Here is a 16,683-nt window from a genome sequence, read left to right on the forward strand (position 1 = left end):
ACCGGCCCCGCGCGCCCGCGCGCGTCACCGCGTCAAACGCCGCTCGCGATCACGGCGCCGATCGCTTCCGCGACGATGCCGACGTTCGCTTCGTTCAGCCCGGCGACGCACATCCGGCCCGAGCGCAGCACGTACACGCCGTGCTGCTCGCGCAGGCAATCGACCTGCGCTTCAGTGAGCCCCGTATACGTGAACATTCCGCGCTGCTTCACGTAGCGCGACAGCGCCTCGCCGTGCACGTGCGCGCGCAGGCCGTCGTGGATCGCGCTGCGCATCTTCGCGATGCGCCGGCACATCGCCGCGAGCTCTTCCTCCCATTGCGCGCGCAGCGCGGGCGTCGTCAGCACCCGCGCGACGATCTTCGCGCCGTAGGTCGGCGGATTGCTGTAGTTCGACCGCACCGCGCCCGCGAGCTGGCCGAGCACGCGCTCGGCCGCCGCCGCGTCGTCGCAGATCACCGACAGCGCGCCCACGCGCTCGCCGTACAGCGAGAAATTCTTCGAGAACGAGTTCGCGACGAACGCAGGCACGCCGCGGCGCGCGAGCTCGCGGATCGCGAACGCGTCGGCCGCGAGACCCGCGCCGAAGCCCTGATACGCCATGTCGACGAACGGCAGCAACTCGCGCGCCTGCAGCACGTCGATCAGCTTCAGCCACTGCGCGTCGTCGAGATCGACGCCCGTCGGGTTGTGGCAGCACGCGTGCAGCAGCACCACGCTCTTCTTCGGCAGCGCGTCGATCGCGGCCAGCATCGCGTCGAACTTCAGGCCGCCCGTCGCCTCGTCGTAGTACGGGTACGTGTTGACCGTGAAGCCCGCGCGCTCGAAGATGAACCGATGATTCTCCCAGCTCGGATCGCTGATCCACACCTGCGAATCCGGGAAATAGCGCTTGATGAAGTCCGCGCCCACCTTGAGCGCGCCCGAGCCGCCCAGCGTCTGGACCGTCGCGACGCATCCGGCCGCGCGCGCGGCGCTCTCCTCGCCGAACACGACCGCCTGCACCGCGTCGCGATACGACGCGAGCCCCGTCATCGGCAGATACGGCTTCGGACCGGACTCGCGCTGCACGGCGGCCTCGGCCTCGCGCACGGCGCCCATCACCGGAATCCGGCCGTCGTCGTCGAAATAGATGCCGATGCTCAGATTGACCTTGCGCGTGCGCGGATCTTTCTGAAAGTTCTCGTTCAGCGTGAGAATCGGATCGCCGGGGTATGCATCGATATGTTCAAACATGGCGGTTTCTGACTGATGAAGAAAAATCGGGGTCACCGGGCCGAGACGCCGTCGCCGAGCGCATAGCCGGCGCCGCGCTGGCGGAACCGGTAGCCGATCGCGAGCACCGCGAGCCACACGGGGATCAGGTAGACCGACAGGCGCAGATCGGGCGTCCGGAACATGACGACGAGGATGGCCGCCATGAATGCGAGACAGAGATAGTTCGTCAGCGGATAGCCGAGACTCTTGAAGCGCGTCTGCTCGCCCGCCGCGCGCTTGGCCTGACGGAACCGCAGGTGGATCACGCTGATCATCGCCCAGTTGATGATGATCGCCGATACGACGAGTCCCATCAACAGCTCGAACGCCTTGCCCGGCATGAAATAGTTGATCACCACACAGAGCGCGGTCGCGAACGCGGACATGCCGAGCGCCGCGATCGGGATGCCGCGCCGGTTCACGCGCGCGAGCGCCTGCGGCGCGTTGCCCTGCCGCGCGAGGCCGTACAGCATCCGGCTGTTGCAATAGACGCAGCTGTTGTAGACCGACAGCGCGGCCGTCAGCACGACGACGTTCAGCACGTTCGCGGCGACGTCGCTCGACAGCGCGTGGAAGATCAGCACGAACGGGCTGCCGCCCGTCACGACTTTCTGCCACGGATACAGCGACAGCAGCACGCCGAGCGCGCCGATGTAGAAAATCAGGATGCGGTAGATCACCTGGTTCGTCGCGCGCGGGATGCTGTGCGACGGGTCGTTCGCCTCGGCGGCCGTGATGCCGACGAGCTCGAGCCCGCCGAACGAGAACATGATGACCGCCATCGCCATCGCGAGGCCGCCGATGCCGTTCGGGAAGAAGCCGCCGTGCCGCCACAGGTTCGCGACGCCGGCGTCCGGGCCCGCGTGCCCGGCCAGCAGCAGATAGCCGCCGAAGCCGATCATCCCGACGATCGCGGCCACCTTGATGATCGAGAACCAGAATTCGGTTTCGCCATACGACTTGACGCTCGCGAGGTTCACCGCGTTGATCGCGACGAAGAACACGAGCGCCGAGATCCATGTCGGCACGCCCGGCCACCAGTACTGGACGTAGATGCCGACCGCCGACAGCTCGGCCATGCTCACGAGCACGTACAGCACCCAGTAGTTCCAGCCGGACAAAAAGCCCGTGAAGTGCCCGCAGTATTTGTTCGCGAAATAGCTGAACGAGCCGGCGACGGGCTCGTCGACGACCATCTCGCCCAGCTGCCGCATGATGAAGAACGCGACGACACCGGCGATCGCGTAGCCGAGCAGCACCGACGGCCCCGCCATCTGAATCGTCTGAGCAATGCCGAGAAAAAGCCCCGTGCCGATCGCGCCGCCTAGCGCGATCAGCTGGATGTGGCGGTTCTTCAGCCCTCGCTTCAGGCCGTCGTTGTCCTGTTCTGAAACCATGTCTTCTCCGTCTCATCCGCCCTTTCTGGAGGCGGTGCGCCTTCGGACCCGGCCGGGCGCCGTGTACTTGTTCCGGCCGCGCGCGGATGTCGCGGCGAGCGGCCGGGCTGGGGATGCCGAATTCCTGCGCGGCGTGCGTCGTCGTGCGTCGGGCGGGAAAACCGCTCCCCGCCCGTGCGTGCGCGCACCGATTTTTCATTGATCTCGCGCAAAAATCGGGGCTCAGTTTATCGCCGGCAGGATGAAATGGGGTTTCGTAAGCCCTTCATGCAAACCCTACATTATGAGATAAAATTGCATCCGGGAGACAACTAGGGAAACAAAAATGCAAGAACCGCTTCTTGATCGCATCGATCGCCATCTGCTCGAGATCCTGCAGGAAAACGGCCGCATCTCCAATCTGGAGCTGGCCAAGGCCGTCGGGCTGTCGCCCGCGCAGACGCTGCGGCGGCACCGGCGCCTCGAGGAACTCGGCGCCATCAAGCGCTACGAGACCCGGCTCGACGCCGACACGCTCGGCTTCGGCGTCACCGCGTTCGTCCAGGTGACGATGGAGCGAGGCCACATTCGCGACTTGTCGACGTTCCAGAAGCTCGTCTCCGAGCTCGCGCAGATTCAGGAGTGTTTTTCGGTCACGGGCGATATCGACTACGTGCTGAAAGTCGTCGCCGCGGATCTGAAGGGTTTGTCGACGTTCCTGCTCGACACGCTGATGCGCATCCCCGGCGTGAGCGGCGTGCATTCGAGCGTGTGTCTCGACGAGATCAAGTGCACGAGCGCGATGCCGCTGTAGCCGCGCGAACGGGCGCGGAAACACGCCGCGCTCGAGAGAAGCGCGCGCCGCGAATGAACGCGAGTCGGCCAATGAGGCTCGTCAGGGAGAACGGTAGGGTCGCGGCCGGCTCCTAGGGGGAAATGGCCGCGGCCGGCAATCGTCGCGATGCATAAGCCGCCCGCATCAGCGCCGATCGATCGAGCGATGTTTTGATGTCCTGCTGTCCTGAATCGGGCCGCGGCTCGCACCCGCAATCAACCGCGGCGTGATCCTCGCAGTCGGCAGCCGACGCCGACGGTCCGGCAGCGCGACCGCGCAATCCCGAGCCGACCCGGCGCGCCATTCATTTCCGTGATGCATGCGCCCATAGACCCGCCGCAATTCGCGCCGGAAAAAGTCTGTGGCCGAGCCCGTGGCGCTCATGGGAAATTGCTCGATCAACTCTCATCGACACGGCTTGCTCTTCGAATATTTCGTCATGCCGACGGCTTAATTCTCGACGCCTCGATATATTCAATTCGGCATATGCGCTTCTTCCCTAATACGCCAGACCACCGCCGATTCCGATAGAAGAGGATCGTCGCGGCCGGCGCAATGGCGTCCGGAGCATATTACGCATCCACTCTCGAAATCGTTCCTGTCGAGCCCGAATGGGGACTGCCGGCCGATCACGCATTTCGGTTCGTCGCCCCGCCCCGGAGGGCCCATGCCGGCGAGCGGCCGCAAGCATTCGCCGACCGTCCCGGCATGCCGGAAGCAACCGAATGACGCCAATTTCCCGAGTGACGCAAACCCCAATAAAAGCGCGCTTCGATTTCTCTATTTATTTGAAAACGGATACGGCATGTCCTAGTCTGTAAATGACCAAGACACCGAAAGCTCCGGCCTGTTTCAACGCCTTCCTTCGGTTAGATCTGCATGGTTCAATTCATCTTGCGGCGCCGAAGACAATACAACGACGCGCATCGACCAAGAATGATTGCCGCGCATACGCGCATGCCGACTCATCGGATTCAGTTCAAAAAAATGAACTACAAAGGACAATAAACGATGAAAACCGACGATTTTGATTTCGGCCTTGATCGGAATGCCGTGCCGACCGATCCCGTCGAATTGCGCGGCAGGCGTCGCGACAGCGGCAAAATGATCGTTCTCGATCGCGCGGCGGCAACGATCGAGCACACGGTCTTCTCGACGATTTCCGACCATCTTCATCCGGGTGATCTCCTGGTGTTCAACGACAGCTACATGCTGTCGAACACGTTGTCGTTCCAGCATGCCGACGAATCGGCCCATGTGATCGTGTACGGTCACGAGCCGGACGGAACCAACATCGTCGAGCTCCGGTCTTCCCTGTCGCCGAAAGCCGGCCTCACGCTGACCTCCACCGACGAAGACCGCCTCACCTGCACGCTGCTCGCGCCACAGCCGGACCGACTCTGGCGGGCGCGATTCGAACCCGCCGAGGAATTGGCTCGCGTCCTCGATCGATACGGATGGCGCTGCGACGACGAGCTCCAACTGAACCCGGCTTACTGGAGCACCAGGCGCGACGCCTACCGCTCCGTCTATGCCAAGAAGCCCGGCTCGCTGGAAATTCCTTCAGCAGGCCTGCATTTCTCCGCCGACGTGCTAAAGGAAATCGCCGAAAAAGGCGTGGAATTCGCTTACGTCACGCTGCATGTCGGCGCGACGGAAATCCTCGCGGTTCGCCATATCAGCGAGGACGAGATCGAGCATCACAAGGTGAGGCCCGAGTACTTCGAAGTGAGCGCCGAGGCAGCCGAGCAAATCAACCGCGCGCGCGCGGAGAAGCGCCGCATCATAGCCATCGGCACGACGGCCATGCGAACGCTGGAATCGCTCGCGGCGCATGGCGAGCCGGGCGCCGCCCTCCGCGCCCAAGCGGGATGGACCGAGCTCTACATCTATCCCGGATTCGAGTTCAAGATCGCGGACGGGCTGCTCACGAACCTGCATCGCCCGCGATCGAGCCACATCGTGCTGACCGCGGCTTTCGCGGGCAAGGATCTCCTCATGCGCGGCTACGCGGAGATTCTCGAGATGGGGGAATACGAATTCGACATGTTCGGCGACAGCATGCTGATTCTGTAACGGCATGACACGGTCGACGGAGAGCACGCGACGAGACAAGCGCATCGACACCGTCGTGATCGGCGCCGGTCACGCGGGCCTTTGCATGAGCTACGTCCTGCAACGCGAGAGGCGCGAACACGTGGTGCTGGAGAAGGCGCGCGCACTCGAACAATGGCGCTCGGCGCGCTGGGATTCGTTCAGAATCAACTCTCCGCTCGCCTATTCACGGCTGATGGGGCAAACCGACGGATTTCCCGGCACCCGGCGAAGCATCCCGCTCGAAGAGATCGTACGGATGTGGGACGCATGCATCGCACAGCGGCGCTTTCCCATTCGCGAGCACTGCCGGGTCTGCTCGGTCGAGCGGATCGAAGGCGGGCGTTTCCGGATACACGTCGAAAGCGACGATGGCCCGCAGCGCTACGACGCGCTGAACGTCGTCGCCGCGCCAGGCAATTATCAACTCGTGAGCATTCCCGACTTTGCGCGGCATCTGCGCACCGACGTGCAACAACTTCACGTCGGGACATATACGAACCCTTCGGCCGTCCAGGACGGCTCGGTTCTGGTGGTCGGCGGCGGACAAACGGGCGTGCAGCTCAGCGAGGAACTGGCCGGGGCCGGCCGCCGCGTGTACCTGGCGACGTCGAGAGTCGAGGGAACCCCACGCAGCTACCGCGGCGAGGACATCATGTTCTGGCTGGACCGCATCGGGCTGCTGCGCGCGCCGGCGAGCCCATTCGCGCATTCCGCCGGGCAACACGACCGCATGCCCATCGTCGGCCACGATCATCCGATTTCTCACCATTCATTGGCTCGGCTCGGCGTTCAATTGTTAGGGCGACTGAACGGCATCTCGCCGGACGGCGCAATCGCGACGTTCGACGAGGATCTGCACGCCAACGTTGCATGCGCATCGCAAGGCTGCCGGGAACTGATCGATCGCATCGAGCGCTGGATCGCAAGCCGGAACGCGAGCGAGCGGGCACGGTATCCGCCACCGACCATCGAGCCGGCATGGCAGCCCTATCCCCCGCTGCTCGCGTCGACTCCTCCCGCGCGCCTGGCGCTGCGCGAGCACGGCATCCGCGCCGTCGTGTGGGCGACGGGCTGGCGCACCGACCTGAGCTGGCTGCGGATCGGCGCGGTCCGCCGGGCACTGAATTCTCGCGGACTGCCCGCATCCTGCGAAACGCCGGTCGAAGGCTTCTTTTGGCTGGGCTTCCACGGACTTCGTACGCAGTCCTCGGGAACGGTAGCCGGGTTCCATCTCGACGCGCCTTATATCGCCGCCCGGCTGCGACGCCGCGCCGACACGCGATCATGATGCGCGGCTGCGAGCACGTCATCGTCGACGCGGGGCGCGTCGGCGCCACCGTCCGGCGTTGCTTCGGCATCGTATCGAAACGCGCCGCGGCCATCGGCCCCGACGCGTTCGACGAGCCCGACAGTGGGCCCACGCATCGGCCCCCCTTCGCCCGCCATGACGACGCTGGCGGAATCGCGACGCAGCTTTCTCTCGATCGCGTCCGGGCAAGACTCGTCCGTCGCTCGACGGCCGAATGCGCGCGGCTTCAACAGGCCGGCGGGGCGCGGCCCCAGCGCGTGTTCGGACAACCGCTCAGCGAATCTCCGTGTTGACGATGGCCTCGACCAGCGTCTTGCCGACGCCGGTGAGCGCGACCGTGCCCTCCGCGGGTCGAATCGTCGTGAGCCCTCGCTGCTCCAGGCTCTGAAACACCGGTTTCCAGCGCTGATCGAAGAGCGAGCTGCCGGCGAACCTCGCGCGATGCCAATCGTCTCGAAGCAGCTGGCACGTGGTGAGCGCGCGGCGCATCGAGCTGGCGATCTCCTCTTCCGCGCTCATTTCCGACTGCTCGAGCGGCAATTCCCCGCTTGCGATCGCATCGACGTACTCTCCCGGCCGCGTCACGACGTTGGCCGCGCAACGCCGAGTCGCGGAACTGCCCCCCAACCCGATTCCGACTTCGGCGAACTGCTTGTCCTGATCGAGGACGAGCGACTTCCATCGTCCGCATCCGGTTTGCGGCTTCTGGAAATACATGGTCGGATACTCGAAGAGCCCGGCATCCTCCAGCAACGCGACTGCCGCCTCGCGCATCTGATATTGCTCGCCCAAGCTCGGCCAGCGATGGCCCTCCCGCGATGCGCGCGCCCTGCTCGCCGGGCTCTGCCACCTGGCGGGAACGCCCGCGATCGCGGTGCCGGTTTCGCCGAACGCGCGAAGGTGCAGCTTCGTCATCACGACCGTGCTGTAACCCAGTTCCAGCATGCGCCGAACGTCGTGACAGAAACCCGCGACACGTTGATCGAGCAATCCGTAGATCAGATCGCCGTCCACCCGCTCGAAGCCCAACCGGAACGCGTCGCGAATGACCGCCCGGGCTTCCTCGGCCGTGTGTTCTCGCCCGGCGAGCGCAACCAGCCGATCGTCGAAAGACTGAATGCCGTAGGTGATCTTTCGGCATCCTTTTTCATGGAGAAGCGCGAGCTTGTCGCTCGTGAGGCTGTCTGGGCTGCCCTCGATGCGAATGGTGGTGCCGGCGTTGAACCCGAAATTCGACCGGTAGAAATCGAGAAGCTCGGCCAGCAGATCGTCGGGCAAAAGAGTGGGCGTTCCGCCGAACAGGCAAAACTCTCCAACCGGAGCGTCGCGTAACGCAGGCACCCGCGTCAGCCACAGCCTGGCCTCGGCGATGTTCAGCTCGACCCAGTTTCGAGCCTGCTCGCGAAACGCCGCCGCATCGCGCTTGCGCATGACGATGGGAAATTGACAGAAGTAGCAATGGTATTGGCAAAGCGGAATCGTCGCCCACAAAAAATAGGGATTTCGTTCCTCCAGCTCGGCCTGAAGATTTTGAAGAAACCGTTCGCGGGAGCACGCCCTCGTACCCGGAAACACGTGCGAACCGAACGGGTCGCTCACGACGTATCGAAGAAGATGATCGTTCTCGGGCCGGCACAACACGTCCGCCGCACGCGGCCGCGGATAATCCCCGTCGACGATCATCAGGCTCTCTCGAGGACTCACACGTTCTAGCATCAGGATGGGCGAGCTGGACATCGATGGCACCTCCTAGGGCCTGTTCCCGCTAATAACGGGCTTGCGCTGGCCGCCAGAAGGGCCGAGCGCAAGGATTGCGACGAAGCGAATACTCGACGTATTCGCGAGGAGCATGACGCAGCGATCGGCCCTTCTGGCGGCCAGCCCCTCGACGGATTTTTTTCGGTCACGGGAACGTGCCTTTGTGCCCGCATAGCGGCGTCGTTCGTCGTTGCAATAGCCGACGGCTATTGCGCCTCCTCTCTCCTTGCCCTGCGGGCGCAAAGGCACGTTCGCAAGCCCGTGATTAGCGGGAACAGGCCCTAGGCACTGATTGCATCACGCATCGTTTCGGATGACGCACTATCGAGCGCGCCGGGCAGGCATGCGCGAAGCCGGCGCCGCAAGAACTCCAGGGAAAAGTGCCTTCTGCCGAGCTCGAAGTTGAAACGAGCCCATCGTTGCCGCCGTCGTTCGTCGAGCAGAAGCTCCCGCACGGCGTGCGCATAGGCGCCGTCGGGCATTCCATCCCAATCCTTCCGCGTGCGCAAAAGCAGGCTCTTGAATCCCTTTTCCCCGTATACCTCGTCGTACAGCTCATACGTGCTGCTGATGAACGGGCGCTGTTGGGCGCTGGCCTCGGCGGGAGGATTGCCGAAGCCTTCGTAATCGTACGAGGTCAGAAACGAACTCAGATCGGCGTGCGCCAGAAGATCACCGACGGAATACTGGGGCTCCCGCGACGCGCGATTCGACGGGCGACACAGCGCCGAGCACGGCAACAGTCCGTTTCCGTAGATGACCTGTGCGTCGACTCCCAGCTCGATCGCCATGCGGGACAGTCGGCCATGCTCCTCTTCGTGTTCGCCGGTCGGCCCCGTCACGAAGAGATAAACGGACCGCTCGCTGCCCGACGAACGCATCGATTCGCGCAACGCATGCAAAAGGAAAATGTCTCTATCCAGCCTTTTTTGCGGAATGACCCGAGTACACCGCGCGATCAGCAGCGCATCGGCGGGAATGCCGTAGTGCGCACGAAAATGCCGATTGGCGTCGTCGATTGCGGCTTGCTCGAACCGAAAGCAGTTCGGCAACACGGTCGCATCGATGTGCGGGGCCCACTCGTTGAACCGCTTTCTGGCGGTGTTCGTGAGGGTCGCGTATCGGATGTACTTCGAGACGGGCGGCTTCGGAATGTGTTCGAACGCAGGCCCTCCGTATTTCTCGCTTTCGCTGAACCACATCAGATCGTGATCCCGCCAGAGCACGAACGGCCCCTTGCGCTTTTCGCGCCCGTACTGCTCGATTGCCAGACGCAAAGCCTCGGAGAACAGCAGATTCTCCGGCAGCGACCCGTTCTCCACGATGACGACCGAAACATCCAGACGCCGCCAGGTATCCACGATCGATGCGGCAATCCGAGGCACGATGGCCCCGCCGAGGCATCGGCGTATTCGCTCGCCGTCCCCATCGCGGATCTGCTCCAGCATTTCCCGGACCAGACGCTGCGTGTAGCCTCTCACCTCGGCGAGACCTCGGATGCGCGCCAACGCGAGCCAATCAGGCAACGCCTCGGCTTCGTTCGCGTAAGGCCGAAAGAAATCGCCCTTATCGCTCCTGATGTCATAGCCGAGATCGAGATACGTTCGATAGCCGTGCCCATTGAAAATCGACGCGACTTTCAAAAACTCCTCGGTGATGCCGGAAGCCAGCACGCCGTCCATTGAAATTCCGAACAGGACTTTTTCCCGATGAGCGGCTTGCGGTTCCTCTCGAATGGCACCGGACGAATTCATTAGGCATCCCATCCATCGTTTTTGAAGTATGCGAAAGTCGCTCTAGCGGATGATGCACATGGCGCGCCGCACGCCCACACCGGAAAAAGTTCGGTGTCGAAGCTGATCTGATGCGCCGATGCGCCGGCGCGCGCGTGATATGACGAGTACCGGTGCCGACTCGAAAGTTCGCGCGCGAGGCCAGGTGAAATGAGTGAAGTCTAGGCCATCGCTCGAGGACAGGCGCCTCTCAGTAATGGTAGGTATCTCGCGGAGCGATGCCCTGCCGTGCGTTCGATTCGGCCTCGGCCCGGCACCGGTGTCAGGGCAGCCACGCCATCGCGGAGCCCGCCGCATACCTACGGGTTCTAGTAGTTGTGAGAGGGTCGAAGCTGAACTACTTTTTTTGAGAACGAGCCGCAGCGTCGATCGCCTGCGAGAAACAAATCGACTCATCATGCAGGTAGATCGTGGCCATCTCGTTTGATCGGCCGTGCAATTGCAAAAGCGCCCGTGCCTTGCCCATAGTCGATCGCGCTGCCACGGCGCTCGCCTTCTGGAACAGGACGACGGGCGCAACAACGACAATCCATGTGCAAGGCCGTTCTCCGCACGCGGGTTGAACTCCCGCGTCACCCGTACTATCAACGGAGATAACAATGGCAAAGACCAGCAAGGGCTTCAACAATCTGCAGCACGTACAGAATCAATGGGGCGGCTCGTCGGCCCAGTGGCATGAGGGTGGCATGTGGGTGCTCGGATGCCGTTCCGGTCAGAACGTCGTGGCGATCGACATCAAATCCGCTGATGGCGGAAGAACGCTCACCGGCACGATGACCTATGCCGGCGAAGGCCCGATCGGCTTCAGGGCGACGCTCACGCAATGCAATACGTACAACGTCGAAAATCAGTGGGGCGGAAGCTCCGCGCCCTGGCACCCGGGCGGCACGTGGATCATCGGCGGGCGCTCCAATCAGAACGTGGTGGCGCTCAAACTCGAATCCGGCGACCAGGGCGCGAATCTCGCGGGCACGATGACCTATGCGGGCGAAGGCCCGATCGGCTTCAAGAGCCAGCAGGCCGACGGCGGCGTGTACGCGGTCGAAAATCAATGGGGCGGCTCGACAGCGCCGTGGCACAACGGCGGCGTCTGGGTGATCGGCGCGCGTGACCAGGCCGTCGTCGCGGTGAGCATCGGCTCGACGGACAACGGCAAGACCCTGAACGGGAACATGACCTATGCCGGCGAGGGCCCGATCGGCTTCAAGGGGAATGCGGTCACGGGCAACAACTACGCGGTCGAGAATCAGTGGGGCGGCACGTCCGCTCCGTGGCATCCGGGCGGCGTCTGGCTGCTCGGCTGCCGCTCGGGCCAAAACGTCGTCGAGCTCTACATCACCTCCGGCGACAACGGCAACACGTTCCACGGCACCATGACCTACAGCGGCGAGGGCCCGATCGGCTTCCGCGCCACGGCATTGCCGCAATAACGTCGGCAAGGCTCGAGGTTACACCGCTCCAGTCGTCCCGCTCGCCCGCCGGCGTCATGGCGAACGGGGCGATTCACGAGGCCGTTGCTTCGGCGTTCCGGGCGCGCGTCTGCGGACGGCGCTCGAGAACGTCGTTTTCGTATCCGCGGCTCGCGGGAATCCATCGATATCTCGATCGCGCGATGCCGACGCACGCAGGTGTGCGTTCGCCTTTCCCAAAACCGGAGACGCGTAAGGCTCGTTGAAACGTGTCGTACGGAAGCTCGACGCCGCGGGGTTCGGCCCGCTTGCGGGCACACGACGTTCTTGGCCGCGACGCACGCATGCGCGCACGGCTGCTCGGCGTACACGCCGTCGCTCGAGAAAACCTTCGCGCGCCGCTCGGGCTGCTTCATTGCTTCATTGCTTTACTGCTTTATCGCTTTACTGCTTTACCGCTTCGTCGCCTTACCGCTTCGCTGTCTCGCTGCTTCGCGAGCGGTCCCGCCAGTGAGCCCATCCCGCCATATCTGATCGCGTCAGGATGTTCGCGTTTCGCGACGTGACTTCCGGCACGGCGAATCGATCTGCGCCCCCCCGGCGATACTCGCAACACCATATCTGTCGCTGCGCGACGGCAGGCGACACAATCAAGGAGATGGCATGGGCTCGAGTATTTCAACAAGCGGCGGATCGTCGGTCACGTCGGTATCCGCCACCGATTCGAATTCCAGGACGAACGCTGATTCGAAAGCACCGGCGCATCAGATTCAACGCAAGCAATCGGACGGTGCGCTGAGCGGACTGATGCCGCTTGCCAAGAGAGGCACCGTCGGCGAACTCCAGAACGCCGCGGCTGCGGCGTTTGCCGCCACGACCGGTGCGTCGCCGGCGTTGGTCGACGCGGCGCACGACAATCCGGCGATGGCGGAATTGCGCGAGCAGCCGATGACGAGCGAGAACCTGACCGAGCTATGCCGGATGGAAACCGAGGCCGCTCGGAACGGCGATCAGTCCATTTGGCAAAACCGGCTGGCCGCAAGCGGAATCGCCGATATGGGACGTCATGCCGCCGCGCAGATCACAGGGCTTCACGCTTCACTGGGTCGCGACGGCGCGGCGAAAACGCACGTGGAAGGCGGATGGAACGTGCACGAGGACGTTATCGGCGTTCATGGCGGGTGAACCGAGCGCGGCGGCGCCCGCCGCCCCGCACGAGCCGAACGAGCCGCACGCGCAGGCAAATCGGCGATCGGGCGCCCCGCTTCGCGTCACGCGACGTAGCCCGCAACGCTGACGAACTGGCACAGGCTGCCCGCCAGAACGAACAGATGCCAGATGCCGTGCCCGTGACGGATGCGCTCGTCGTTGATGAAGAAGTAGATGCCGGCGCTATAGATGACGCCGCCCGCGACGAGCCACGCCGTTCCCGCCGCAGGAAGCGCGTGGATCAGCGGGCGGATCGCGACGAGCGCGAGCCAACCCATCAGGACGTACAGCGCCATCGAAATGCTGCGCGTGCGCCGTCCGAGCGTGAGCTCCTGCACGATGCCGAACGCGGCGAGCCCCCAGCTCACGCCGAACAGCGACCACCCCCACGGCCCGCGCAGCGTGACCAGCGTGAACGGGGTGTAGCTGCCTGCGATCAGCAAATAGATCGCCGAATGATCGCACTTCTGCAGAATGGCTTTCAGGCGCGGGCCGCGCACGCTGTGGTAGAGCGTCGAGATCGCGTAGAGCACGCACAGCATCGCGCCGTACACGCTGAAGCTCACCACCTTGTATGCGTCGCCGTCGAGGGCGCCCATCGTCACCAGCGTGGCGAGCCCCGCTACCGACAACACCGCGCCCACGAGATGGGTAATGCTGTTGAAACGCTCACCGACATGCACGACGCCACCCCCCCGCACGGTTTCGCCAAGACAAATAGCTCAGATGATACCGGTCCCGAGAAGAAAGCGGTGCGGCCTGGTTCGCTGAAGGGGCTTCAGATCAAATCGACGCGCGCCGACGCCCGTCCGGCGAGCCGAGAGCCCACCGCGCGGGGTCTGGATGCGGCCGGCCCAGGCCCGCGCGATGCCGTCGACGTGCGCGGCCGCCGTCGCTTCGCGCTCCGCCCGACACGCGGCTTCGCGATTTTCGCGGTCACAGCGCGCGCGGCGCCGACGAAGCGGGTGGCCGGCCACAAGGCGTCGAACGAATGTGCGCGCCCCTTGACGGCGGCGTCGATCGGCGTGGTTGCGCGTCGGCGGCGCATCCTCTTCGCCCCGCCCGCCAGATGAAAAAACGGGCGGGCGCCACGTCCGGCGCCCGCCCGTTTCGTGCCGCCGGCAAACCCGGCGGCCAACGCCGCCGCGCGGCTCAACTACATCGTGACCTGATCGAGGAAGGTCTTCTTGCCGCCCTTGAAGTCGTACAGCGAAATCACGCCGTGCTGCAGGTCGCCCTTCGCATCGAAGACCGTCGTGCCGATCACGCCCGTATAGTTCGTCTTCGGCATCACGGCGAGAATCTTCGCCGGATCGGTCGAGTTCGCGCGCCTCATCGCATCGACGACGATGTACACCGCGTCGTACGTGAACGGCGCGTCGAAGCGGATCGGCTGGTTGAAGCGCTTCTCGTACTTCGCCTGGAACGCCGCGCCGCCCGGCATCTTCTCGAGCGCCGCGCCCGCTTGCGAGCACACGACGTTGTCGGCCGCGGCGCCCGCGAGCGCGGGCAACTGCTCGGTGCACACGCCGTCGCCCGAGAAAACCTTCGCGCGCAGGCCGAGTTGCTTCGCCTGCTTCGCGAACGGGCCGCCCGTCGCGTCCATGCCGCCGTACATGATCGCGTCGGGATTCGTGCCCTTGATCTTCGTCAGGATCGCGCGGAAATCGACCGCCTTGTCGTTCGTCGCGTCGTGCGACAGCACCTTCAGGCCGAGCGCCTTCGCCCGCTTCTCGAATTCGTTCGCGAGCCCCTGGCCGTACGCCGTCGAATCGTCGACGATGGCGACCGTCTTGATCCCCTTCGAATGCGCGTAGTTCGCGAGCGCCGGGCCTTGCTGCGCGTCGGTCGCGACGACGCGATACGTCGTCTTGAAACCTTGCTGCGTGTAGGCCGGATTCGTCGCCGACGGCGAGATCTGCACGATGCCCGCGTCGCTGTAGATCTTCGACGCCGGAATCGACGTGCCGGAATTCAAATGGCCGATGACCGCGACGACCTTGCCGTCGACGAGCTTCTGCGCGACTTGCGTCGCGGTGCGCGGGTCGGCCGCGTCGTCCTGCGCGTCGAGCTGGAGCGTGATCTTCTGGCCGCCGATCGTGAGGCCCTTCGCGTTGATCTCCTCGATCGCGAGGCGCGCGCCGTTCTCGTTGTCCTTGCCGAGGTGGGCGATGCCCCCCGTCAAAGGCTCGGCGCTGCCGATCTTCACGACCTGGTCGGCCATCGCATGAGTCGCGGCAACGGCCATCACCATCGCAGCCGCGCTGATCGGCAACAGTTTGTCGGTTTTCCTTCTCACTGCAGTCTCCTTGTTGGTCGGGCGTTGATCATATGATCGGATGATACCCGGTCAAAATTCGTTGCAGCGAGCCGCGCGGGGCGCCTTCGCGCCGCAGGCGCAGGCGCAGGCGCCCCGCGCGGCGCCGGAAGCGTCAGGCCTTGATGTTCATCGTGATCCGCGCGGTGAACACGGTGTTGCCGTCGGCGTCGGTGATCTCGACCGGCACGATCTTGTCGCCTTCGCTCTGCCAGTCGACGGCCGCGCCGTCGGCCACGGCCGTCACGTCGGTCTTCGCCTTCGCCAGGTATTCGACGGTCATGCCCTTCGGAATCCAGCGCAGGCCGTCCGGAATCGACACCTGGGTCATCAGCCCCGCGACCAGCTCGGCCGCGTTGCACAGCGCGATCGCATGGACCGTGCCGATGTGATTGGTGATCTCGCGCCGGAAACCGACCTTCGCCTCTGCGCGCCCCGGCTGCAACCCGACGACCTCCGGCTCGATCGTGCCGAAATACGGCGCCATCTGACAAACCATCTTGCTGAATTGCGCGGCCCCGGCCGCGTTGAACATATCGAGAACCTGGCTCATGTCGTCTCCTGTATCGGCAAAACAGAACAATGTTCTGTTGCGGAAGAATATTCTGTTTCCGCGACCGGCGTCAAGGTACCATTGCGTGACCCTCGTTTTTCCTTCGCGACCCAGCTTGCCTACCCTCGACATCCTGACGCGGCAGTTTCCCGGCCGCCGCGCCACCCTGAAGCGCACGATCCTCGCGACCTCGCTCGCCTGCTTCAACGACCACGGGCTCGAACCGACGACGATCGAGATGATCCGCGAGCGCTGCGACACCAGCGTCGGCAACATCTATCACCACTTCGGCAACAAGGACGGGCTGATCGCCGCGCTCTTCCTGTGCGCGATCGAAGATCAGGCGCAACTGCTCGCCGACTATCTCGGGCGCGCGACGACCGCGCGGGAAGGCGTCACCGCGCTCGTCCACAGCTATGTCGACTGGGTCAGCGCGCAGCCCGAGTTCGCGCGGTTCCAGTTCATGGCGCGCACGGCGGTCGCGTCGGGGCCGCGCGCCGACGAGCTGGCCGAAAAGAACCGCTCGCGCAATCGCCGCGTGCTCGCCTGGTTCGCGCAGGCGCCGGGGCGCGACGAGATGGCGCAATGGCCGGCCGAACTGCTGCCGTCGCTGATCGTCGGCCAATCGGAGAATTACTGTCGCGCGTGGCTGAGCGGCCGGGTCAAGGCGACGCCCGTCAAGTATCGGGACGAGCTCGCCGTCGCGGCATGGCGGTCGGTGTCGAAGTAAGGCGCCGGTCGTGCGGCCGCCGCCGCGCGTGGCTCATTCGT

Annotated in this window: 14 protein-coding genes; 7 read left to right on the forward strand and 7 right to left on the reverse strand. The window is 64.3% G+C overall.

What is annotated here, in order from left to right:
• Nucleotides 1-32 precede the first annotated feature (32 nt).
• Entirely contained in the window at nt 33-1,235 is a 1,203-nt protein-coding gene (locus WS78_RS25700) for an amino acid aminotransferase (RefSeq protein WP_038743930.1), read from the reverse strand.
• A 32-nt stretch (nt 1,236-1,267) separates the two neighbouring features.
• Nucleotides 1,268-2,653, reverse strand: a complete 1,386-nt coding sequence (locus WS78_RS25705; protein WP_038743928.1) for an amino acid permease — start codon at nt 2,651-2,653, stop codon at nt 1,268-1,270.
• A gap of 325 nt (nt 2,654-2,978) precedes the next feature.
• Here WS78_RS25705 and WS78_RS25715 point away from each other — a divergent pair, with 325 nt between their 5' ends.
• The 3 genes from WS78_RS25715 (at nt 2,979) to WS78_RS25725 (ending at nt 6,852) form a co-directional block, all read left to right on the forward strand.
• Nucleotides 2,979-3,446: an Lrp/AsnC family transcriptional regulator gene (locus WS78_RS25715; protein ID WP_038743926.1), complete on the forward strand. Its 468-nt coding sequence runs from the start codon at nt 2,979-2,981 to the stop codon at nt 3,444-3,446.
• A 1,032-nt stretch (nt 3,447-4,478) separates the two neighbouring features.
• On the forward strand, nt 4,479-5,543 hold the full coding sequence (locus WS78_RS25720; protein ID WP_059581784.1) for an S-adenosylmethionine:tRNA ribosyltransferase-isomerase: 1,065 nt from the start codon (nt 4,479-4,481) through the stop codon (nt 5,541-5,543).
• Between the two features lie 4 nt (nt 5,544-5,547).
• Complete coding sequence (locus WS78_RS25725) at nt 5,548-6,852, forward strand: flavin-containing monooxygenase (protein WP_059581787.1); 1,305 nt, start codon at nt 5,548-5,550, stop codon at nt 6,850-6,852.
• A 294-nt stretch (nt 6,853-7,146) separates the two neighbouring features.
• Here the strand turns inward: WS78_RS25725 and WS78_RS25735 are convergent, their stop codons facing one another.
• Together WS78_RS25735 and WS78_RS25740 are read right to left on the reverse strand one after the other, a co-directional pair.
• A complete protein-coding gene (locus tag WS78_RS25735) occupies nt 7,147-8,610 on the reverse strand; it encodes a radical SAM protein (RefSeq protein WP_226377309.1) in 1,464 nt (487 codons plus the stop codon).
• 302 nt (nt 8,611-8,912) lie between these two features.
• Nucleotides 8,913-10,385 (reverse strand): glycosyltransferase family protein, encoded by a 1,473-nt coding sequence (locus tag WS78_RS25740; RefSeq protein ID WP_226377310.1) that lies wholly within the window; start codon nt 10,383-10,385, stop codon nt 8,913-8,915.
• Between the two features lie 638 nt (nt 10,386-11,023).
• On the opposite strand from WS78_RS25740, the gene WS78_RS25745 reads away from it, so the two are divergent.
• Both WS78_RS25745 and WS78_RS25750 read left to right on the forward strand, forming a co-directional pair.
• Nucleotides 11,024-11,854, forward strand: coding sequence for a lectin OAA family protein (locus WS78_RS25745; protein WP_059581801.1), 831 nt, complete (start codon nt 11,024-11,026; stop codon nt 11,852-11,854).
• 642 nt (nt 11,855-12,496) lie between these two features.
• Nucleotides 12,497-13,018, forward strand: a complete 522-nt coding sequence (locus WS78_RS25750; RefSeq protein WP_038753203.1) for a hypothetical protein — start codon at nt 12,497-12,499, stop codon at nt 13,016-13,018.
• An 86-nt stretch (nt 13,019-13,104) separates the two neighbouring features.
• Here WS78_RS25750 and trhA read toward each other — a convergent pair whose 3' ends face one another.
• Nucleotides 13,105-13,725, reverse strand: a complete 621-nt coding sequence (gene trhA, locus WS78_RS25755) for a PAQR family membrane homeostasis protein TrhA (protein ID WP_059581806.1) — start codon at nt 13,723-13,725, stop codon at nt 13,105-13,107.
• Here trhA and WS78_RS36320 point away from each other — a divergent pair.
• Complete coding sequence (locus tag WS78_RS36320) at nt 13,720-14,115, forward strand: hypothetical protein (RefSeq protein WP_156437547.1); 396 nt, start codon at nt 13,720-13,722, stop codon at nt 14,113-14,115. The two genes, trhA and WS78_RS36320, sit on opposite strands and share 6 nt — an antisense overlap.
• An 83-nt stretch (nt 14,116-14,198) precedes the next feature.
• Here the strand turns inward: WS78_RS36320 and WS78_RS25765 are convergent, their stop codons facing one another.
• Complete coding sequence (locus WS78_RS25765; protein WP_059581812.1) at nt 14,199-15,296, reverse strand: branched-chain amino acid ABC transporter substrate-binding protein; 1,098 nt, start codon at nt 15,294-15,296, stop codon at nt 14,199-14,201.
• A gap of 178 nt (nt 15,297-15,474) precedes the next feature.
• The gene (locus WS78_RS25770; protein WP_038753195.1) at nt 15,475-15,912 is read right to left on the reverse strand and encodes a hotdog fold domain-containing protein; all 438 of its coding nucleotides are present in this window, start codon (nt 15,910-15,912) and stop codon (nt 15,475-15,477) included.
• Between the two features lie 115 nt (nt 15,913-16,027).
• Between WS78_RS25770 and WS78_RS25775 the strand changes: the two genes are divergently transcribed.
• Nucleotides 16,028-16,642, forward strand: a complete 615-nt coding sequence (locus WS78_RS25775) for a TetR/AcrR family transcriptional regulator (protein WP_038753194.1) — start codon at nt 16,028-16,030, stop codon at nt 16,640-16,642.
• Nucleotides 16,643-16,683: the final 41 nt, after the last annotated feature.

It is taken from the genome of Burkholderia savannae (genome assembly GCF_001524445.2).
Lineage (GTDB): Bacteria > Pseudomonadota > Gammaproteobacteria > Burkholderiales > Burkholderiaceae > Burkholderia > Burkholderia savannae.